The 20962-nt window shown below is 52.1% G+C and carries 16 protein-coding genes; 8 read left to right on the top strand and 8 right to left on the bottom strand.

Features of this window, described 5'->3' with window-relative positions:
• The first annotated feature begins 206 nt into the window (after positions 1-206).
• Together NYE92_RS00650 and NYE92_RS00645 are read left to right on the top strand one after the other, a co-directional pair.
• On the top strand, positions 207-2984 hold the full coding sequence (locus NYE92_RS00650; RefSeq protein WP_259018362.1) for a flavocytochrome c: 2778 nt from the start codon (positions 207-209) through the stop codon (positions 2982-2984).
• 66 nt (positions 2985-3050) lie between these two features.
• The gene (locus NYE92_RS00645) at positions 3051-4019 is read left to right on the top strand and encodes an FAD:protein FMN transferase (RefSeq protein WP_110286873.1); all 969 of its coding nucleotides are present in this window, start codon (positions 3051-3053) and stop codon (positions 4017-4019) included.
• On the opposite strand, the gene dcuR is transcribed toward NYE92_RS00645, so the two are convergent.
• Positions 4013-4732, bottom strand: a complete 720-nt coding sequence (dcuR, locus tag NYE92_RS00640) for a two-component system response regulator DcuR (protein ID WP_013027948.1) — start codon at positions 4730-4732, stop codon at positions 4013-4015. The two genes, NYE92_RS00645 and dcuR, sit on opposite strands and share 7 nt — an antisense overlap.
• Positions 4729-6369 (bottom strand): sensor histidine kinase, encoded by a 1641-nt coding sequence (locus NYE92_RS00635; protein ID WP_259018359.1) that lies wholly within the window; start codon positions 6367-6369, stop codon positions 4729-4731. Before NYE92_RS00635 ends, dcuR begins: the two co-directional genes overlap by 4 nt.
• Positions 6370-6628: 259 nt before the next feature.
• Here NYE92_RS00635 and NYE92_RS00630 point away from each other — a divergent pair, with 259 nt between their 5' ends.
• Entirely contained in the window at positions 6629-7561 is a 933-nt protein-coding gene (locus NYE92_RS00630; RefSeq protein ID WP_110015511.1) for an Rpn family recombination-promoting nuclease/putative transposase, read from the top strand.
• Between the two features lie 380 nt (positions 7562-7941).
• Positions 7942-9591, top strand: coding sequence for a malate dehydrogenase (quinone) (mqo, locus tag NYE92_RS00625; protein WP_014598277.1), 1650 nt, complete (start codon positions 7942-7944; stop codon positions 9589-9591).
• Positions 9592-9671: 80 nt separating this feature from the next.
• Here the strand turns inward: mqo and NYE92_RS00620 are convergent, their stop codons facing one another.
• The 5 genes from NYE92_RS00620 to NYE92_RS00600 all read right to left on the bottom strand — a co-directional run bounded on the left by NYE92_RS00620 (position 9672) and on the right by NYE92_RS00600 (position 14869).
• Positions 9672-9959 (bottom strand): VF530 family DNA-binding protein, encoded by a 288-nt coding sequence (locus NYE92_RS00620; protein WP_064352076.1) that lies wholly within the window; start codon positions 9957-9959, stop codon positions 9672-9674.
• A gap of 220 nt (positions 9960-10179) precedes the next feature.
• Positions 10180-10650 carry a DUF1203 domain-containing protein gene (locus tag NYE92_RS00615; RefSeq protein WP_019105907.1) on the bottom strand — a complete coding sequence of 157 codons (471 nt, stop codon included), beginning with the start codon at positions 10648-10650 and terminating at the stop codon, positions 10180-10182.
• Positions 10651-10954: 304 nt separating this feature from the next.
• Positions 10955-12421 (bottom strand): aspartate aminotransferase family protein, encoded by a 1467-nt coding sequence (locus NYE92_RS00610; RefSeq protein ID WP_259018358.1) that lies wholly within the window; start codon positions 12419-12421, stop codon positions 10955-10957.
• A 14-nt stretch (positions 12422-12435) separates the two neighbouring features.
• Complete coding sequence (locus tag NYE92_RS00605; protein ID WP_014598279.1) at positions 12436-13818, bottom strand: diaminobutyrate--2-oxoglutarate transaminase; 1383 nt, start codon at positions 13816-13818, stop codon at positions 12436-12438.
• 466 nt (positions 13819-14284) lie between these two features.
• Entirely contained in the window at positions 14285-14869 is a 585-nt protein-coding gene (locus NYE92_RS00600) for a TetR/AcrR family transcriptional regulator (RefSeq protein WP_259018356.1), read from the bottom strand.
• A 94-nt stretch (positions 14870-14963) separates the two neighbouring features.
• Here NYE92_RS00600 and NYE92_RS00595 point away from each other — a divergent pair, with 94 nt between their 5' ends.
• On the top strand, positions 14964-15854 hold the full coding sequence (locus NYE92_RS00595) for an ABC transporter six-transmembrane domain-containing protein (RefSeq protein WP_259018354.1): 891 nt from the start codon (positions 14964-14966) through the stop codon (positions 15852-15854).
• Positions 15855-15941: 87 nt separating this feature from the next.
• Here NYE92_RS00595 and NYE92_RS00590 read toward each other — a convergent pair whose 3' ends face one another.
• Entirely contained in the window at positions 15942-16958 is a 1017-nt protein-coding gene (locus NYE92_RS00590) for a lipoate--protein ligase A (protein WP_105077536.1), read from the bottom strand.
• 466 nt (positions 16959-17424) lie between these two features.
• Here NYE92_RS00590 and NYE92_RS00585 point away from each other — a divergent pair, with 466 nt between their 5' ends.
• From NYE92_RS00585 to NYE92_RS00575, 3 genes are read left to right on the top strand one after another with little or no spacing between them, the layout of a single operon-like run.
• Entirely contained in the window at positions 17425-17928 is a 504-nt protein-coding gene (locus tag NYE92_RS00585; RefSeq protein ID WP_022622846.1) for a sugar dehydrogenase complex small subunit, read from the top strand.
• 24 nt (positions 17929-17952) lie between these two features.
• Positions 17953-19557 carry a GMC family oxidoreductase gene (locus NYE92_RS00580; RefSeq protein WP_259018350.1) on the top strand — a complete coding sequence of 535 codons (1605 nt, stop codon included), beginning with the start codon at positions 17953-17955 and terminating at the stop codon, positions 19555-19557.
• Positions 19550-20908, top strand: a complete 1359-nt coding sequence (locus NYE92_RS00575) for a cytochrome c (protein WP_014333217.1) — start codon at positions 19550-19552, stop codon at positions 20906-20908. The genes NYE92_RS00580 and NYE92_RS00575 overlap by 8 nt, the downstream gene beginning before the upstream one ends.
• The last annotated feature ends 54 nt before the right edge of the window (positions 20909-20962 follow it).

Here is a 20962-nt window from a genome sequence, read left to right as displayed (position 1 = left end):
AACTATTGATTAACAATAAATATACATCACGATCCTGCTTTAATCAAATAGTAAACCTGAAATATTTAAAAGTTAAAAAACTAAAATTAAAACTTATGAAACTAAAATAATTGGTATATTAGCGTTATGACATCGGACCACTTATTTATTAATAAAAAAGCGTCCGCACAGAATTCCCGAGTTTTGAATTTTTGGAGTTAATCGCAATGAATACACTCACCCCCATTCTCAATCCCATTACGTTGCCGCGTGGCGCGGTTTTAAAAAATCGCCTGATCATGGCACCCATGACAACCTGCACCGGTTTTTATGACGGAACGGTCACCAGTGAACTGGTTGAATATTATCGTGCCCGTGCTGGCAGCATCGGAACGGTCATTGTTGAATGCTGTTTTATCGATCCAAAAGGTCCCGCGTTTCCAGGGGCTATAGCCATCGACAGCGACAACAAAATTCCGGGCCTAAAGCGAATTGCTGACGCCATCAAGCAGGAAGGTTCGACAGCGATTTTGCAGATCTATCACGGCGGCCGCATGGTTGAGCCTGAGCTGATAGGGGGAAAAACCCCTGTCGCCCCAAGCGCCATTGCCGCACCTCGTGAAGGTGCCACGACGCCGCGCGCGCTAACGGCAGAAGAAGTGGATACCATGATCACTAAATTTGGTGACGCCGTTAACCGCGCCATTAAAGCCGGATTTGATGGCGTTGAAATTCATGGCGCAAACACCTATCTGATACAGCAATTTTACTCACCCAATTCCAATCAACGCGATGACAAATGGGGCGGCAGTCGCGATAACCGTGCCCGCTTTCCGCTGGAAGTCCTCGAAATTACCCATAAAATGGCCGCGCGATTTGCACATAACGGGTTCATCATCGGCTATCGTTTTTCCCCTGAAGAACTTGAAGTCCCGGGCATCCGTTTCGATGACACCCTGTACCTACTGGAAAAGCTGGCGGCACGCGGGCTCGATTATGTCCACTTTTCTGTTGGGCAGCTTATGCGCCCCTCTATCGTTGATACCACCGATCCAACCCCGCTGATTGAGAAGTTTATTAACATGCGGTCCCCAACGCTGGCGAAAGTGCCGGTCATTGGCGTTGGCGGTGTGGTAAACAAAGAAGATGCGGAAAAAGCGCTGGAAAAAGGCTATGACCTGGTTGCGATTGGTAAAGCCTGCATCGCTTATCCCGACTGGACAGATCGCATTATCAATAATGAGCATCTTAAACTTTACATCGACAGTAACCAGCGTGAAGCGTTATTGATCCCTGAACCGCTGTGGCGTTTCTCGCTGGTTGACGCCATGATTCGCGATATGAGTGAGTCGGGACGCAAATACAAAGCCGGTGTTTATCAGGAAAAAGTTGAGGCTGAAGCGCTTAAGCTGAAGATCAACGTCACGCTGGATACCGACCGTATTACAGATATCTCGCTGGTACCGGACGACACGCTGGACGTTGACTTCACTACCACCTTCGAAAGCCTGCGTAATCGTATTCTGGTGGCTAACAGCCCACACGTTGATGCTATCACCGGCGCGACCACGCAGAGTGAGGCCCTGAAAAAAGCAGTATCGCGTGCAATGACCACTTCAAATAAAGCCCATGTGATTGAAGAGGGCGGTAATCCCAATGCACCGCAACAGTATGATGTGGTGGTCGTGGGAAGCGGCGGTGCCGGTCTGGCCGCGGCCATTCAGGCGCATGATGAAGGTGCCAAAGTGGTTGTCATTGAGAAAATGCCCACTATCGGCGGTAACACGATCAAAGCATCCGTAGGGATGAACGCCGCCGAGACGCGTTTTCAGAAACTGAAAGGTATCGAAGACAGCAAAGAACTGTTTTATGAGGAAACGCTCAAGGGCGGTAAGTACAAAAACAACCCGACCCTGCTGCGCGAGTTCGTTGATTTGGCGCCTGAAGCCATTGACTGGCTGGCCAATCACGGTATCGAACTGAATGACATCACCATCACCGGCGGCATGAGCATTGATCGTACGCACCGTCCTGCCGACCGCTCGGCCGTTGGCGGCTTCCTGATCAGTGGGTTAGTGAAAAATATCAATAACCGTAATATTGACGTCCTGCTTGAAACCGCCGTAGAGGAAATTTTGTTCGACAACGGCGCGGTCAGCGGTGTCAAAGTGGTGGATGAATACAACGACAGCCGTATTCTCAATGCGAAAAGCGTCATCGTCGCAACAGGTGGCTTCAGCGCCAACCGGGAAATGGTGGTGAAATACCGCCCTGAGCTGGATGGCTTTGTCACCACCAACCATAAAGGGGCCACTGGCGCAGGCATTGCGATGCTGCAAAAAATTGGTGCAGATACCGTGGATATGGGCGAGATTCAGATTCACCCAACGGTTGAGCAAACCACATCCTATCTGGTGTCAGAGTCTATTCGTGGCGGTGGGGCCATTCTGGTCAGCCAGGCGGGACAGCGCTTCTGTAATGAGATGGAAACCCGCGATAAAGTTTCTGCGCAGATTATTGCACTGCCGGAGAAAAGCGCCTGGATTGTCTTCGATGAGCAGGTTCGTATGAATAACAAAGCGGCCGATGAGTATATTGCCAAAGGATTTGTCATCAGCGCGCCAACCGTAGGCGAGCTGGCGGTGAAACTGAATATGGAACACCGGACGCTGGAAGAAACGCTGCATCGCTATAACGGCTTTGTGATACAGCAGAAAGACGCGGACTTCGATCGTCAGACCGCGCTGCGTCATCCGTTGAACGAGGGCCCTTTCCATGCGATCCGCATCGCGCCCGGTGTTCACCACACAATGGGTGGCGTCACCATTGATACCACCACAGCCGTGCTCGACAGCCATAAACAGCCAATCCACGGTGCCTGGGCGTGCGGTGAAGTTGTCGGCGGGATCCACGGTGCAAACCGTATCGGTGGTAACGCGGTTGCGGACATCATCATCTTTGGTATTCTGGCAGGTGCCAACGCTGCGGCGTTAGCCAAACGCTAGTCGTCACCGCCGGCATCTGCCCGCATGCAGGTGCCGGTTTTATTCCCTCCCAGAGCGGTGTCGCTTATGCAAACCGAGTCGCAAGTCTTTGCTTATTCCGCCGTCCTGATGGGATCGCCCATTCTGCTTAAGCTATTCGAGCACGACGAAAAGCTTGCGGCACAGGCTTTCAGATTAATCAAACAGTACGAAAATCTGCTGACGGTTAACCGGACGCACTCCGAAGTGATGGCGATTAACCATGCTGCCGGTCAGCATCCCGTGAGCGTCAGTCAACCCGTCTTTGATTTAATTCAGCGCGCACTTAACGTCAGTCTGTTACCAGACAGCAGTTTTAATCTCACGATTGGCCCGCTGGTGAAATGCTGGAAAATTGGCTTTCAGGGTGACTGCGTTCCTGCGCGGGAGACAATACTGGCAACGTTGCCCTTAACCTGTCCTGAAAATGTCCAGCTTGATGCGGACACGCGTTCGGTGTTTCTGAACAAAACGGGGATGGAAATTGATCTGGGTGCCATCGCCAAAGGCTACATTGCCGATCGGGTGCAGGCTTTTTTGCAGCAGCAGGGCGTCGATAGCGCGTTGATTAACCTTGGCGGCAACGTGCAAACGTTAGGCGCACCTCGTGATGCGCCGCAGCAGGGATGGGCAATCGGTCTGAAAACCCCTTTTGCGGCCCAGGATGCCCTGATTGGGGTCATTCATGTTGTGAACAAATCCGTTGTGACGTCCGGGATCTACGAACGTTACTTCGAACAGGATGGCGTCTGTTATCACCATATTCTTGACAGACATACCGGCTATCCGCTGGATAATGAGCTGTATAGCGTGACTATTATTTCCGACCAGTCGATCGACGGTGATATTTATACCACGCTGATTTATGGCATGGGCGTTGAGAAGGGCATTGCGTATCTGAAAAGCCATCCTGATATTGAGGCTGTCTTCGTGACGCGCGACAAGCAGGTCATTTGCTCGTCACAACGTCACTTTCACTTCACCTTACTGGATAACCGCTTTCAGCTCCGTCATTGACAGTACTGGCGTAAAAGCGTGTGGTACTCCGGCTGCAGACGATAGCGATACACCGGACGTCCCGTGACGCCGTAGTGAATACTGGTAAACAAAATATTGCTCTGCGCTAGCCAAATCAGGTATTTACGGCACGATACGCGAGAAATATTCACCTCAGTGGCCAGCTCATCGGTAGAAAACTCGGTACCGGGGTGCGCATCAATCCACAAACACAGCGTACGTAATGTCTGCGGCGTCAGCCCTTTTGGCAGGCGTTTTGTCTCGCTGGCATTGGCCTGATTACCATGCAGCAGTTGATCCACATCGGCCTGCTGATAAAACTGATGATTATCCATCAGCCGTTTTTTCTGACGCCATCCGGTCAGCGCCTCTTCAAAGCGGGAAAACTGAAAGGGTTTTATCAGATAATCCACAACGCCGTAGTTCAGCGACGTTTTAATGGTCGCCGCATCGGCAGCGGATGAGATGATAATGACGTCAACCGGACGCCCCGCACTGCGCAGCTCTGGCAACAGGTCCAGTCCGTTTTCCTGCTGCATATAGATATCCAGCAAAATAAGATCAACGGGCGGATCTGTCTGCAACAGGCGCTCTTTGGCTTGCTGTAAGGTGGACGCGGTACCACAGCAGGTAAAACCGTCAATCTGCCCGATATAGCATCGGTTCAGTTCGGCCACCATGGCATCATCGTCTACGACTAACACATTGATCATTCGCTAATATTCCCTCTTTCCCACGGAAGCTGAACCAGAAACTGGGTATAAACGCCCGGTTCTGATTCCACGCTGACGTTACCGCCCAGACTTTCCGTTTGTTGCTTGAGTAAAAACAGTCCAACGCCACGATCTTCACCTTTGGTAGAGACGCCGCGTTCGAAAATGGCGGCGAGCTGATCGGCAGGAATACCGGGGCCATCGTCACTGACCTCGCACGACAGCCAGCCGTTTTGATAATGCAGCATGACATGGATTTCCCCTTCCATCTCCGGATCAAGCGCTTCCAGCGCGTTTTCAATCAGATTGCCCAGTACCGTGATAAGTGCTGCGATTTGCTGTTCACTGCCGTTGTCGGGCAGATAGCTGGCTTCGCTCAGGATCAGCTGGTGGCCTTCATCTGTTACGCGGTTAATTTTGCTCAACAGGAAGCCTGCAATAACAGGCGACTTAATCTTCTGTAGCAGCGAACCTATTTCCGTTTGATAGTTATTGGCCGTTTTAAGGATGTACTCTTCCATCTGCGCATAGTTTTTCATGTGCAGCAGACCAAGAATCACATGCAGCTTGTTCATGAATTCATGGGATCGCTCCCGCAGTGCATCGACATAGTTTACCATGCCGTCGAGACGCTGCATTAGCTGGCTGATTTCTGTTTTATCCCTGAATGTGCTCACTGCCCCAATAATACTGTCACGACTGCGCACCGGCACGGTGTTACTGATCAGTATTTTGCCACGTACGTTGAGCTCTTCGTCATAAGAGGTTTTGCCTTCGTGCAATGCATCGCGTAAATGCGTCAGCATCTGTGCATTTTCCGGCACGCGGTCACCGCTCAGAAACGCTTCGCGGGTGGTTTCTTTTAACAGCTGCTGCGCAGCCTGATTAATAAGGCTGACGCGGGATTGATCGTCAACCGCAATCACACCTTCTTTAATCGAATCGAGAATAGCCTGACGCTCTTCAAACAAGCTGGAAATCTCATACGGCTCTAATCCCAGTAAAATGTGCTTTAAGCGTTTCACTAAGATTAATATGCCGAGCATGCCAACCAGTCCGCCAAACAGCACGGTCCAGAGAATATTCCAGCGGCTTTTCGCAATTTGCGCCGCGACGTCATTCACCGAGATCCCAATTGCCACCACGCCAATTTGCTGATGCGCCTGATTGAAAACGGGCGTAAATACCCTGAGCGCCTCAACCAGTACGCCATGATTCACCGCGACATTCTCCCTGCCGCGTAACGCCGGTTTAATATCGTCCCCGACAAAGTGCTGATTAACCACTTCAGGGTTCGGGTGAGACAAGCGAATACCGCGCATGTCGGTGACGACGACAAACAGCAAATCGTTACGTTTTCGCGTTGCCTGCGCGATCGGCTGAATGATGGTGCTTCCGTCTGGCCGCGTCAGGGCCTGCTGAATCTCCGGGCTGTCGGCCAGAGTGCGCGCCACTGCCATCGCTTTATCTTTCAAATGCGAACGGGTGAAGTTATCGATCTGGATGTAATAAAGCAGATGGACGCTTAATATTACGGTCATCAGCACGGCCGCCATCATCAATGACGACAGGGTGCTGAGCTTCATTGGGCGCTTCTTTAACGATCGTTGTGGCCGGGAGTCATTCATAGTCAGCATCAGATGTGTTGAGGTACGCGTTGCAACATACGCGAAGTCGTCGCACCAGTACAGTTTGCGCCTGAAATCCAGTAAATTAAGCAGGTTAGCGTGCTTTTAACCGTTGATATCTGGCATGATGACGGACAACGCCTGTAAATCATACTGACAGCATGGCAGGTAAATCAGAGAGTGCTGGACAAAATGTATGTGTGAATCGACATATTCGTTTTCGCGCCGGTAAGCATTACGCCAGGTTGCGCTTGCAGAGTCAGGACAGATGAAGAAAAAAAACAGTACACCCACGCCTCACGATGCCACCTTCCGCCAGTTTCTTACGCAGCCAGAGATTGCGCGTGATTTTATGGAATTGCACCTGCCTGCGGAATTACGGGCCGTGTGCGATCTCAGCACGTTAAAACTCGAATCCGGATCTTTCGTTGAAGATGATCTTCGCCAATATTTCAGCGACGTGTTGTACAGCCTGAAAACCGCACAAGGCGATGACGGCTATGTTCACGTCCTGATTGAACATCAGTCCTCACCGGATAAGCACATGGCATTCAGGCTGCTGCGTTATGCCGTGGCGGCGATGCAGCGCCACCTTGAAGCCGGCCATAAAAAATTGCCGCTGGTCATCCCTGTCTTGTTCTATACCGGGAAACGTCGTCCTTATCCTTATTCCACGCGCTGGCTGGATGAATTTACCGATCCTGCGCTGGCCAACCGGCTCTATAGCACGGCTTTTCCGCTGGTGGATGTCACGATTATTCCTGACGAGGAGATTGCAGAGCACCGCAGTATGGCCGCGTTAACCCTGCTTCAGAAACATATCCACCAGCGCGATTTAGCGGAGTTGGTTGATAAGCTTGTCCCGGTCTTACTGGCGGGCTATCTTTCTTCATCACAGGTCGTATCGCTGATACACTATATCGTGCAGGCGGGAGAAACCGCCGACGCCGAAGCATTGGTAAGAGAACTGGCACATCGCGTGCCGCAACACGGAGACGCACTGATGACCATTGCGCAGCAACTCGAACAAAAAGGCATGGAAAAAGGCATCCAACTGGGTCGCGAAGAAGGCCGCTCAGAGGGAGAGCGCGAAGCGACGCTGAAAATCGCCCGTACTATGCTTCAAAGCGGTCTTGACCGTGAGACGGTTATGAAGATGACCGGCCTGAGTGAAGACGAACTGGCGCTGATTCGCCACTAATCCGTGTCCCTGAAGGCGTATCGTTCAGGGACGTCAGGTTGCGTGTACTGCCCATACTTTTTCGCCAACCGCCTCATCCTGTTCCGTGCATGTTAATGCACGTTTGCCGCAGTAAATAACCCCACTTTCCGGTCAGGCGCCGCCATTTCCGTTTATTCATCGCACAGAGAATATTTGTGTTAGGGCATTGTATATTTCGAAACGCCCCTTTATTGTGTGGTTAAAATATATCGATAACAAAGTTAATCTTTTGTAACTAAATTAACTGCTAAACCCTGTCTTTTAATTTTTTAACTATTTTCATATTAACTACGAAATAACAATATTTTAAAGTTTCGGAACTTTTTTTAACTAGTTCTCCACGAAATCGTAGATCCCTAATGATTAAATCAACTAAATTTGTACCTGCACTGTCGCTTGCAGCGTTACTCGTTTCTTCAGTGACCCACGCTGAAAATTCACCAGAAAAAACAGATGTTCTGCTGATTGGCGGCGGTATCATGAGCGCCTCTCTGGGCACCCTGCTGGAAGAGCTGCAACCGGGCTGGAAACAGATCATGGTTGAGAAACTTGATGGCGTAGCGCTGGAATCGTCCAACGGCTGGAACAACGCCGGTACCGGCCACTCAGCCAACATGGAACTGAACTACACGCCAGAGCGTGCAGACGGTTCTATTGACGTGACCAAAGCGCTGGAAATCAACGAAGCCTTCATGATTTCTCGTCAGTTCTGGAGCTCTCAGGTTAAAGACGGCGTGTTAAATAATCCGCGTTCGTTCATTAACTCAACGCCGCACATGAGCTTTGTCTGGGGCGATAACGTTGATTATCTGACGAAACGCTATGCCGCACTGCAGAAAACTGTGCTGTTCCAGGGCATGAAGTTCTCAACCGATCACAAGCAGATCGCGCAGTGGGCGCCGCTGGTTATGGAAGGTCGCGATCCACAACAAAAAGTGGCTGCTACCTGGACGCCAGTAGGAACCGACGTTAACTATGGTGAAATCACCCGTCAGTTAATTGGCAGCCTGAAGAAGAACGATAATTTCCGCCTGGAAACCTCTTCGGAAGTGACCGATTTTAAACGTAACAGTGATAATTCCTGGCACGTTACCATTAAAGACGCCAAAAATGGCGGCGAACGTACCGTAGACGCGAAATACGTCTTTATCGGTGCAGGTGGCGGTGCGCTTAAACTGCTGCAAAAAACCGGTATTCCGGAAGCCGACAATTACGCAGGTTTCCCGGTAGGGGGATCCTTCCTGGTGACAGAGAATAGCGCCATTGCCGATCGCCATCTGGCAAAAGTGTATGGTCAGGCTTCCGTGGGTGCGCCACCGATGTCGGTTCCGCATCTGGATACCCGTTACCTTGATGGTAAGCGTGTCGTGCTGTTTGGACCTTTCGCAACGTTCTCAACCAAGTTCCTGAAAAATGGTTCGTTGTTTGATTTACTGAGCACAACGACCACGCACAACTTTATGCCGATGACCCACGTAGGCATGGATAACTTTGACCTAGTCAAATACCTGATCGGTCAGGTTATGTTGAGCGATGATGACCGTTTTGCCGCGCTGAAAGAGTACTATCCTGAAGCGAAGAAAGAAGACTGGAAACTGATTCAGGCCGGTCAGCGCGTGCAGATCATCAAAAAGGATGCGGATAAAGGCGGCGTGCTGAAACTGGGTACGGAAATTGTGACCGATCAGCAGAAAACCGTTGCCGCATTGCTGGGTGCATCGCCTGGCGCATCCACGGCTGCACCTATCGCAATCAATGTGATGCAGAAACTGTTCCCTGAACAATTCAAGTCAGCAGAATGGCAGGAAAAAATCCGTAAAATCGTTCCTGCTTACGGCCAGAAACTGAACGACAACCCTGCGCTCACGCAGCAGGTCTGGGATGAAACGGCAGCAACGCTGCAGCTGACCAAGCCGCCGGTTATTCAGATGGGCAATCAGCCAACTGAAGCGCCCGCTGCTAACAGCGAAAAAGCCCCAGCCTCGGCGAAGCACGATATGGCGCTGTAATACGGTCATCTGAACGAAACTAAGCCCGCGCCATCCGTGACGCGGGCTTTTTTTTTGTTTAGAAGGGCGTTAACACGTTTTCAGGTTTTATCTTCGCGCCAGTTAGCCCAGGGATCATCACTGGGTGGGGGCGCAGAATCCGGCTGAGATTCACTCAGCGAAGTCAGATAGAGCGCTTCCACTTCTGCCCGCGCCCACGGCGTACGGCGTAAAAACTTCAGGCTGGACTTCACGCTGGGGTCGTTTTTAAAACAGTTAATATTGATGCGCTTACTCAGTTCAGGCCAGCCATACTGTGCGACAAGGCTGTTGACCTGCATTTCAAGCGTAACGCCATGCAGGGGATCTTTAGAGGCGTGAACGGTCATAGTCTTTCCGATAAATGCGGTAAAAAACCGATCCTGCAGTATGGTGCCTCAGGGTGCAAGCGCTGACTGAACATATTCGCTGTCTGTTCTGAAAATCTGCTGCACGCATTCCTGGGCTATCTGAGCGCGCTGTATCATTTCACTCTCTGCGCCTCACCGACTTCGGGAACAAAACAGACGAAGCGCACCTTTCGCCTTCCCCCGGTCACTGCCGGGCCCGTTACTCACAACGATCTACCCGGCAGGAATAACATCCCTGCCTGGCGTTATGGACCTGGATATAGCGCACCGTCGGGTGGCTAAAAAAGTGCGTTATCATTTCGTCTGCTGCTTTTCCTTCGCAGACGTCTGCCTGGATCAGTAAATCTTGCGCATCAAAGCCCCGTAACGAAAGAAGCCGGTGCGTCATGACCGGGGGTAATGCATTAATGTAAATGCCCTGTTGGGTACAGTGCTCCCAGAGGTAGATCGCATGAGAACCATAATAAGGCGTTCGGGCCGGTTGATAGAGATGATTAATCAGCAGCGCGGTTTCACCCGCCGGGATATCACGCAGTGAAATTCTGTCGGGATAGCCAGGAGCGTTTTCTACTTTCAGTCTCATTACGCCATGTTGTTTTAAATAGCGCTCATTCTGTCCGTAAAGGTGAGTGAAAGCATCGGCTTTCAGGCCTGAGATTTGATAGGTCATTGTGATCCTCCGGTTATCAACAGAAGGACGATAACGTTTCTGCGTCAGCCGTTCTCGCTGTTTTTGGCCACGGAGATGATCACGCCAGTGCTGCGCGATATCCCATAGGTGCTGCGCTTTTCTTCGCCTTTAAGAGACCTGCAAACGGCAAGTCCAGCAACGCCGTGACGTCCAAACAGATGATAACCTGTTGATTAAAGGGGCAGGGAGGCATTCAGAGGGAAGGTGCAGCGGACTCATACGCCAGCAGCATGGGGAATAAGAGCGCCATGCCGGTGACACTGTCACCGGCATGATGAAGCATTTAGCGTAATGACTGAGCTGTTTTCTCAAGCAGTGCCAGCAGGACGGTAATATCTTCCAGCGTCACGGTTGGATTTAACAACGTCATTTTCAGACAGGTAACGCCGTTATGCTCGGTCACGCCAACGTTGGCGCGACCTGATTCCAGCAGAGCATCGCCAATACGCTGATTGAACAGCGCAACGTCGGCATCGCTCCACTCCGCCATCTGTTGTGGACGATAACGGAACAGGACGCTTGCCAGTTGAGGTTTCATAACCAGTTCCAAGGCGTCGTGCTGCTCAACAAACTGCGCCACCTGCTGAGCCAGCGTTACGCCATGGTCGATAATGGCGGCGTACTGCTTCTGACCGAGGGCTTCCAGTCCCATCCACAGTTTCAGCGCATCAAAACGACGGGTGGTCTGCAACGATTTCGAAACCAGATTCGGCACGCCCTGTGCTTCATCAAACTCAGAGTTCAGGTATGCCGCCTGATAGCGCATCAGCTCATAGTGACGGGCTTCTTTTAACAGAAAAGCACCGCAGCTGATGGTCTGGAAAAACTGTTTGTGGAAGTCCAGCGTAACGGAATCCACCAGGTCCAGCCCGTCCAGATAATGACGATACTTCTCTGACAGCAGCAATGCACCGCCCCAGGCCGCGTCAACGTGCACCCAGATTTTCTGCTCTGCGGCCAGTTTGACGATATCACGCAGCGGATCGATAGCACCGGCGTCGGTGGTGCCTGCTGTCGCGACAATGGCCAGCACCTGTTCATTATTGGCTTTCGACTGTGCCAGTTTGTCAGCCAGATCGGTCATGTCCATGCGTGCAAACTCATCGCATTTCACTAACGTCACGGACTGGTAGCCCAGGCCGAGGAGCGCCATGTTCTTCTGCACGGAGAAGTGGGCATTCTCTGAACAAAAGACTTTGATCTTTCTGAGATCGCCGATCAGTCCGTCCTGCTGAACAGAATGGCCCTGACGGGCAAAGAAGGCATCACGCGCCAGCATCAGCCCCATCAGATTGCTCTGGGTGCCGCCGCTGGTGAACACACCAGCATCGCCTGCCTGATAACCCACCTGTGAACGCAGCCATTCAATCAGCTTCATTTCAATCAGGGTGGCAGAAGGCGCCTGATCCCAGGAATCCATACTCTGGTTCGTCGCGTTAATCAGCACCTCGGCAGCCTGGCTAATGACCAGACTCGGGCAGTGCAAATGCGCCACACACTGTGGGTGATGGACCGACAGACTGTCTTTCAGGAAATACTCAATCGCGCGCTCAATGGCGGCCTGGTTGCCCAGGCCATCGGGATTAAAGTCCAATTGGATACGTTCGCGCAGTTCAGCAACTGTTTTACCCTGATACATTTCAGGCTGTTCAAGCCACTTAACCACTGCCGCACTGCTTTGTGCGATAGCCTGCTGGTAAGCCTCAGTGCTTTGCGCTGAGGACGCCAGAATCGGATTTGACCGTGACATCGAATTTACTCCACTCAAACTGCTTCGACGCCAGCGGCAAGCAGGGCGCTTTCGAACTTATCCAGGAAAACCTGCATTTCGTCATGATTGATCAACAGGGAAGGCAGCAGACGCAATACGCAACCGTGACGTCCCCCGCGCTCAAGGATCAGACCGTTTTCAAAGCATTTCTTCTGAACCAGAGCCGATAAATCGCCATCGGCCGGGTAGCAGCCCATATGATCCTGCGCTTCGTTCGGCTTGACCATTTCAATACCGATCATCAGGCCAAGACCGCGAACGTTACCGATGGCAGGATAACGTTTCTGCAGTTCGGCAAGTTTGCCTTTCAGCCACTCACCTTTTTCAGCGACGCTGCCAGCGATGTTGTTTTCTTTCAGCAGCTTCAGCGTGGTCAGGCCGGTTGCCATGGCCAGTTGGTTGCCACGGAATGTCCCGGTGTGGTGGCCAGGTGACCAGGCATCAAACTGCTTTTTGATCCCCAGCACGGCAAGCGGCAAACCGCCGCCGACGGCTTTTGACATTACAATGATATCGGGCTCAATACCGGCATGCTCGAACGCAAAGAATTTACCAGTGCGGGCAAAACCTGCCTGAACTTCATCCAGAATCAGCAGAATACCGTGTTCTTGGGTAACTTTACGGATGCGCTGCAGCCATTCAGCCGGGGCAGGGTTCACGCCGCCTTCACCCTGAACTGCTTCGAGGATCACGGCCGCAGGTTTGCGCACACCACTTTCAACGTCGTTGATCAGGTTTTCGAAGTAGTAGGTCAGCGCTTTTACGCCCGCGTCACCACCAATGCCCAGCGGGCAACGGTACAGGTGCGGATAAGGCATAAACTGCACTTCAGGCATCATGCCGTTAACGGCTTCTTTCGGTGACAGGTTACCGGTGACAGAAAGCGCACCGTGCGTCATGCCGTGATAACCCCCAGAGAAGCTGATCACCCCTGAACGGCCAGTATGTTTCTTCGCCAGCTTGATAGCGGCTTCAACGGCATCCGCGCCGGAAGGACCGGTGAATTGCAGGCAGTATTCTTTGCCCTGACCCGGTAACAGGGAGAGCAGGTATTCTGAAAACGCATCTTTGAGTGGCGTGGTCAGATCCAGAGTATGTAACGGCAAGCCGCTGGTAATGACATTTTGGATGCTTTGCAGTACGTCAGGGTGATTATGACCTAACGCAAGCGTTCCGGCACCGGCAAGACAGTCAAGATACTGTTTGTTCTCGACGTCTGTGATCCAGACACCATTAGCTTTGGCAATCGCTAATGGTAATTTACGCGGATAACTTCGAACATTTGATTCAAACTCGGCCTGGCGGGCCAGATAAGACTCATTGTTACCGTTTAATGTATTCGCATTCAAACTATCAATACGGACTTTATCCGTCATCATATCTCTCCTACAACCGGGCGTGGCATCACGCTGCAGTTGGATAAGTGAATAAAATTTAGAGCTAGTGTTAAAAACGCGGCCAATATATTGGTTTTTATCACAGGACTCAATGATTAATTTTATGAGGATTTGTTAATGTATTTACTTTATAAACCAGCGACTTAGACCCAAATTAACGGCCAGGGCAGCCACTTATATCAAAACCTGTAAACAATAAAGCGCCAAAAAACACCTGCTTATCGCATTTCAGCATCAGTCTGGGCGAGAAAAATAAAGTGTGTTAGCAAGCATTTCTGCGCGAATAAGCGATAAAATTTGAGATTAATCAAGCCACAAAATGTAAAGCGCGCGCCATTTGAATGACACATTTAAAGCGTACTGCACATCATTCGTATAACTTCTATTTAACATTTAATTAATGGCAATAAAGAAGAAAACGGCGCTTTACTGACTTCCCGCTCCGTTAACGCATAAATTGCACAAAGTGGTGAATGTCGGCCAGCGCCTGCTCAATTCGCGCGGGTGAAGACGTAATACTCAGCAGATCGGCGTAGCCGTTGAGCAAGGCGTTAAGCTGGCGTGCGCTGCGTGCCACATCATCCGTATGCAAGCACCCTTGTTCAACGCCCGCGCGAATAATCTTGCAGAGCAACGCATCCCAACCGGCGATAATCTTGGCGGCCAGTTCAGCGTAATCGGCATTATGGCTGGCCATTTGCCAGAAGGAAGCATAAAGCCGCCAGACTGAATCTGATGTGTCAGGAATGTGGCCTTCAATCATAGAGTGTAGTTGCTGCACAGGATCCAGCGCGGCCAGCTCAAGGGTGAAATCATCCAACTCGCGCTGCATAAAGTGCTCCAGCGCAGTCAGGGTGAGCGTGTGCCAGTCAGGAAAGTAGTGATAAATATGGCTGCGTGAAATACCCAGCGATTCCGTTAAGTCACGTGTCGTGGTTTTTTCAATTCCCTTCTCGATAAACAGCGCGATGGCGCCCGCAATAATCGTCTCTTTGCGTGTTTCTCCAGATGTTGCCGTTGATGCTTTCATTGTGACTCCTGGATTGACTTTGAGCAATCGCTCAAATACGATGCGCCGGCTATTGAGCGACCGCTCAATTTTAACCGTTTACCAAAAGAAAATCATGTGTTCTCACAAAACAATAACGCCGGAGACGGCGCCGCAAAATGCCATTGCCACCCTCAAGATGCTGGGACGTCGTCACAGTAAAAAGCTCTTTCTTACCCTGCTGTTAGTGGTGGCGGAAAACGTTACCTACCTGCTTTATCCGCTGTTAGCCGGGTTTGCCATTAACGCCATTGTCACCGGGCAGGCGCTTCATGCTGTGCTTTATGCGGTCATGGTCTTTGCAATGTGGGCAATAGGCGCCGCAAGACGCAGCGTTGATACCCGCACCTTCGCCCGTATTTATGCCGAACTGGCCGTGCCGGTTATCGTGGCACAACGTCACGAGAAGCAAAATGCTTCCACTATCGCCGCTCGCGTGACATTGTCACGTGAGTTTGTCGATTTTTTTGAGCTGCATCTGCCAACGCTGATCACCTCTCTGGCATCGATTAGCGGCGCAGCCATTATGCTTCTGGTAATTGAGTTCTGGACGGGCGTGGGCTGTCTGATCATTTTGTTGATACTTGCCTGCTTTCTGCCGGGCTTCTCGCGCAAGAACGAAGCGCTGTTTGGCCGTCTGAATAACCGGCTTGAAAAAGAGGTTAGCCTGGTCACCGTTGCCCAGGCACCCGCTCTGGCGAAACACTACGGCGTACTGGCGCGATTACGCATAGGGCTATCCGATCGCGAGGCGCTAGGTTTTATAACGATAGGTACAGCAGCGGCGCTGCTGTTTGCCTCTACCATCCTGTCCATGACCCGTAAAGGGATGGGTGACGCAGGGCACATCTATTCGGTCATGACCTATCTGTGGATGTTTGCCATGAGCCTGGATGACGGACCGCGATTGCTTGAAAAATATTCGCAACTGAAAGATATCGGCAAACGCGTCAATACGGGAAGCTAAGTTGAACCTGGGCAGCCGCAGGCAATCGTCTGACGCGGCACATTTCTGCTGCTGGGCCGGGCAAACGCTACCTCGCTCACTGGACTGTCAGCGGAGACTTGTCACCAGCCATTGTGCAAGCTCATCCAGTTCGTGCTGCTGCAGCGGATAGTCCGTTTTCAACGTTTCTACATGCTGAGCCATAACGTCAGGCTGATAGGCTGCACCCTGTAAGCGGGAGGCCAGCACCTCCAGTGGCGCAGGGTTCAGGCTGTCGCTAAATATCTGACAGCGGCTAATAGCGCCCCGTTCAACATCAAAATGTATCTCCACGCCGCCCCATACAAAGCGATGATCCAGAAGATGCGAAAAGTCTGGCGCCTGGCCAAAATTCCACGCCCAACTGCTTTGACGGGCAAACTGTTGTTCAAAGCCCGGCAGATCCGGCAGGTTATCAGGAGAAATAACATCGGGTTCACAGCGAGTGGCAAAGTGTTCAAAACAGGCTTCCGTGATGGCATGGCAAAGGCGTTCGTAGCTGATATTGGGCACCAGCGTTTGCAGGTTTGTCACGCGTGCTCGCACGGAGGCGATGCCTTTCGCCTGTAACTTTTTCACGTCGGGATTAAGATAATCAGCCAGGCGCGACAGATCGGCATTAATTAGAACTGTGCCGTGATGAAAGCCACGGTCGGGCGTTTCGCGATAAGCAGAGCCGGATATTTTGCGCACGCCGTCACCGGTGTCGATCACCAGATCGTTTCGTCCTGAAGCCTGCGCATTGACGCCCAGCGTTGCCAGTGCCTGCAGGATGATAGCGGTTGAGACACTTTTATCGTAACCTGGCTTGCCCGCCATAAAGGTAAAGCAGCAGTTGCCCAGATCGTGAAACACCGCGCCGCCTCCACTGCTGCGTCGCGCCAGCTTAATACCGTCCTCTGCCATACGACGTGTATTGCACTCTTTCCACGGGTTCTGCGCCCGACCAATGACCACCGTTTCCGCATTACGCCACAAAAACAGTACGCGCTGGTTAGCCGGCATCTGGCGAAAAATACACTCTTCTACCGCCAGGTTAAACCAGGGATCGCTCGATTCTGATAACAGTAAACGTAATGGGGGCATGATCAACTCCGTTTGCTTGAGAACGTATGCCGCTGCAGCAGGGCAGAATGGCAGTTTACTTCACTCCGCTTCAAAGACAACGATCGCCCTCCATAGCCTGAAAATGCCACATGGGCCAGCGCGCTCTGAGTTCCGCTTCGTATCAAATTTGTTTAATATCGATTTAATATATTTATAACCCAAGCAACTATCTGGTTTATCCTCAGCGGATTGTTAACATTTAGTTAATTACCAGTGGATCATTGAGAAAGAGACGTTCATGATCCCGCAGACTGAAAGCGGCAGATGGCAGACTGATCAACCATTATGCTGTTGAATTGGCGCTTAACCAGCGGCTTCAGGTGCGAACGCGGCAGGGAATTGCTGTGAATCCTGGCCCAAATATTATGCGCGCTGCCAGCATAATAATCCGTATTACGCAGGCTGATTTGCTGCCAGCGACAGGTGGCTTTTACTGGAAGATATGATGAATCACTATTCACGCCGACGCGTGCTGAAGATGGTCGGTCTGGTTGCTGTAACCAGCGCTGCCGGACATCTGCTCCCTCTTGCTCGCCTCAACGCCGCCCAACCCGATGCCCAGACAGATGAGCTGGATATCTTTATGCAGGTTTCTCAGCAGCTTACCCAGCAGGATGAACTTAACGAAACCGTGGGTGCTGCGCTGTATGACACGTTGAGTCAGACCCAAAAGAATTTCTCCTCTGCGCTTTTGCGTTTGAGTAACCTGCTGACCCATCAGCCCGATCTGTTGCAACAGGAACGCCTGCCGTTTGCTGAGAGTGACGCAGGTAGCGCGAAGCTCGCGGGCACTATCCTGAGCGGCTGGTACACCGGGGTTGTGGGCAAAGGCAAAAATGCACGCTACATCACCTACATTAACACGCTCGCGAATCAAATTGTGAATGACAAACTGGTACCGCCGAGCTTCTCCTATGGCGTCTGCGGCAGCTGGTCGAGTCAACCGTGATCCTTTTTATGAGTAATGTCATCAATGAAGAAGAATGAGTCGGCGGATGTCGTTGTGATAGGCGCGGGCGTAAATGGCGCTTTGCTGGCCACCCGACTGGCCAAAGCGGGTAAATCCGTTGTATTACTTGAGTCCGGGCCGAAAATTGGGCGCGATGAACTGGTCGAGCGCTTTCGCAGTTCCGCCTTTAAGTCTGACTTTATGTCACCTTATCCCTTTTCTCCCATGGCACCTCAGCCACGCTATACGCCTGAGCCTAATGATTATCTGCAACAGCTCGGTCCGCAGGCGTTTAATGCGCAGTACATCCGTATTTTTGGCGGCACCAGCTGGCACTGGGCTGCTCAGCTGTGGCGCTTTGTGCCAAATGATTTTCAGCAGCATACCCTTTATGGCGTGGGCAAAGACTGGCCGATCGGCTATCAGGATTTGGAGCCCTATTACTATGAGGCGGAGGTCATTGCCGGCGTCGGCGGTTCACCTGATAACGGCTCGCCACGCAGTAAACCGTTTCCGATGGCGCGCGTGCCGGCTTCATGGCTTCAGCAACGCGTCACGGCCAGACTGGCACCCGACTTCAGCGTGCTGGACGACAGCACGGGACGCAACAGTCGCAGTTACGATGGTCGCCCGGCCTGCTGCGGTAACAACAACTGTATGCCGGTGTGTCCGATTGATGCTCAGTATCACGGCGGTCTGGCCGCTCAGCAGGCTGAGGACACAGGCGTTCAGGTGATCACCGAGGCGGTCGTGTATAAGCTTGAGCATGACGCGCAGGGCAGGATTGTTGCCGCCCACTATTATGACTGGAATAAAACCAGCCATCGCATTACGGCACAGACATTTGTTCTGGCGGCCAATGCGATTGAAACGCCAAAGCTTTTACTGATGTCGACCAGCGATAAATTTCCGCACGGGATTGGCAATGCCCGTGACAATGTTGGTCGTAATCTCTGCGACCATCCCGCCATTGGCATCACCTTCGACGTGGATGAAGAGATTTGGCCCGGACGCGGACCTGTCAGTCCCTGTTCAATAGGGCAGTTCAGAGACGGCGAATTCCGCCGCGAACATGCGCCATTCCGTCTGGATATCTCCAATGCATCACAGGTGGCGGCGGTGACGAAGGAAGTGCTGGAAGAGGGGTACTTTGGTAAAAAACTCCAGGAGCAGGTTCGTTTTCGTGCGGCCCGCCGACTGAGCATTAAAAATGCGCTGGAACAGCTCCCCAATCCCGATAACCGCGTGACCCTGAGCAGCAATAAAGATGCATTAGGATTATCCACGCCTGCGCTCTTCTGGGATGTGGATGACTATGTGCAGAAGGGCACGGAAAAAACGCGAGAGTGCTACGATGCGATAGCGGCAAAACTGGGTGCGACCAATATCCGACACAGCAAAAGCGGTAAATTTTCGAACCGTCAACATATCATCGGTACGTTGTCGATGGGACTCGATCCGGCAACCAGCGTAACCGATGTCTGGGGACGGGCGCACGATCATGAAAACCTGTTTATGGTCGGTACCGGCGTGATGCCAACGGTCGGCACCTGTAATGTCACGCTCACCGCCATGGCACTTGCGCTGCGTACCGCTGATAAGATTTTGCAGGAGACACAGCATGGGTAAGCGATTGAGCCGATTGCTGCCCGCCACGCTGCTAATGCTGACTGCAACTCAGAGTAGCGCGTGGGCGGAAAGCCAGACTGACCTCATAAAACGAGGGGAATATCTTGCCGTGGCTGGGGATTGTGCGGCCTGCCACACAGAGGAAGGCAAAGCGCCGTTCAGCGGCGGCCATGCCATCGGTAGCCCTTTAGGCATTATTTTTAGCACCAATATCACGCCCTCGAAAACAGCCGGTATTGGTCACTACACTGAAAAACAGTTTGCCGATGCGCTACGCAGGGGCATTCGTGCCGATGGCAGTCATTTGTATCCGGCTATGCCTTACACCGCCTATGCCAAAGTGAGTGATAGCGATGTGTCTGCGCTTTATGCTTACTTTATGCATGGTGTGAAAGCGGTCGATAGCCAGCCAGAAAAAACCGATTTGCCGTTTCCGTTTAATCTTCGCTTTAGTATGGCGGCGTGGAATTTCCTCTTCCTGGACACAAAACCCTTCAAGCCCGATCCCAGCCAGTCCGCGGAATGGAACAGGGGGGCTTACCTGGTCGAAGGGCTAACGCACTGCAGCACCTGCCATACGCCGCGCAATTTTTTAATGGCTGAGCAGCAGAGCAAATCGTTACAGGGCGCCTCTTTAGGGACGTGGTTTGCGCCTGACATCACCGCCAATACCTTACAGAGTGACGATCAGTGGTCACGGGAATCGCTGGCAGCTTATCTGGCGAGCGGTCACGCCGATAACGGTGCGACGGCGGCGGGGCCGATGCTTGAAGCGATAGACAAGAGTTTTTCGCGTATGACGCCGGAAGATCGGGCGGCCATAGCAACCTACCTGATGCCTGCCGCCGATCAGGAAGAAGGCGAGGCTGACGCGGATTCAGATGTTCAGGAACCGGCTAGCGGACTCACGCCGGTGACCGGAGATGATACGCCAGACATGCTGTCCGATTTAACGGATGGCGAGCGCGTATACCGCAACAACTGTGCCGCCTGCCATAACCTTGAGGGACAGGGCCTGAATGGTTTACCTGCCCTGAGTAAACATCCGATCCTGGAAAAGCCTACGGCCGATAACGTTGCCATGGCCGTGCTTGAAGGTGTCTGGCCCGCAAACGGTCAGGGCATGATTGGTTTTGCCCATACGCTGGATAATACGCAAATTGCCGACGTCACGAATTATGTCATGCAGGATATAGGCAACAGTGCCGTGCGCATTACCCCGGAACGGGTGAAATCACTGCGTCAGGGCGGCGAGCCGTCACTGCTTTTACCGATAGCCCGCGCAGGGTTGGCAGTAGTTGTGCTGACGATCGGACTGCTGCTGTTTTGGTGGTGGCGCCGCCGACGTTAACCTCTCCTTCTCCATGTCATGGATGACGTGGAGGCTGCCGCGACATCTGCGAGT

The sequence above is a fragment of the Pantoea sp. B566 genome, from assembly GCF_024793925.1.
GTDB classification, from domain to species: Bacteria; Pseudomonadota; Gammaproteobacteria; order Enterobacterales; family Enterobacteriaceae; genus Pantoea; species Pantoea ananatis.
This window is presented reverse-complemented; position numbering and strand designations above follow the sequence as displayed.

What these genes read in the sequence shown, in the direction of transcription:
- NYE92_RS00645 (WP_110286873.1), top strand. Translation starts at nt 3,051, where the DNA reads ATGCAAACCGAGTCGCAAGTCTTTGCTTATTCCGCCGTCCTGATGGGA.
- NYE92_RS00650 (WP_259018362.1), top strand. Translation starts at nt 207, where the DNA reads ATGAATACACTCACCCCCATTCTCAATCCCATTACGTTGCCGCGTGGC.
- NYE92_RS00605 (WP_014598279.1), bottom strand. Translation starts at nt 13,818, where the DNA reads ATGACGGATAAAGTCCGTATTGATAGTTTGAATGCGAATACATTAAAC.
- NYE92_RS00600 (WP_259018356.1), bottom strand. Translation starts at nt 14,869, where the DNA reads ATGAAAGCATCAACGGCAACATCTGGAGAAACACGCAAAGAGACGATT.
- NYE92_RS00595 (WP_259018354.1), top strand. Translation starts at nt 14,964, where the DNA reads ATGTGTTCTCACAAAACAATAACGCCGGAGACGGCGCCGCAAAATGCC.
- NYE92_RS00580 (WP_259018350.1), top strand. Translation starts at nt 17,953, where the DNA reads ATGAAGAAGAATGAGTCGGCGGATGTCGTTGTGATAGGCGCGGGCGTA.
- NYE92_RS00590 (WP_105077536.1), bottom strand. Translation starts at nt 16,958, where the DNA reads ATGCCCCCATTACGTTTACTGTTATCAGAATCGAGCGATCCCTGGTTT.
- NYE92_RS00620 (WP_064352076.1), bottom strand. Translation starts at nt 9,959, where the DNA reads ATGACCGTTCACGCCTCTAAAGATCCCCTGCATGGCGTTACGCTTGAA.
- mqo (WP_014598277.1), top strand. Translation starts at nt 7,942, where the DNA reads ATGATTAAATCAACTAAATTTGTACCTGCACTGTCGCTTGCAGCGTTA.
- NYE92_RS00630 (WP_110015511.1), top strand. Translation starts at nt 6,629, where the DNA reads ATGAAGAAAAAAAACAGTACACCCACGCCTCACGATGCCACCTTCCGC.
- NYE92_RS00615 (WP_019105907.1), bottom strand. Translation starts at nt 10,650, where the DNA reads ATGACCTATCAAATCTCAGGCCTGAAAGCCGATGCTTTCACTCACCTT.
- NYE92_RS00610 (WP_259018358.1), bottom strand. Translation starts at nt 12,421, where the DNA reads ATGTCACGGTCAAATCCGATTCTGGCGTCCTCAGCGCAAAGCACTGAG.
- NYE92_RS00575 (WP_014333217.1), top strand. Translation starts at nt 19,550, where the DNA reads ATGGGTAAGCGATTGAGCCGATTGCTGCCCGCCACGCTGCTAATGCTG.
- NYE92_RS00635 (WP_259018359.1), bottom strand. Translation starts at nt 6,369, where the DNA reads ATGCTGACTATGAATGACTCCCGGCCACAACGATCGTTAAAGAAGCGC.
- NYE92_RS00585 (WP_022622846.1), top strand. Translation starts at nt 17,425, where the DNA reads ATGAATCACTATTCACGCCGACGCGTGCTGAAGATGGTCGGTCTGGTT.
- dcuR (WP_013027948.1), bottom strand. Translation starts at nt 4,732, where the DNA reads ATGATCAATGTGTTAGTCGTAGACGATGATGCCATGGTGGCCGAACTG.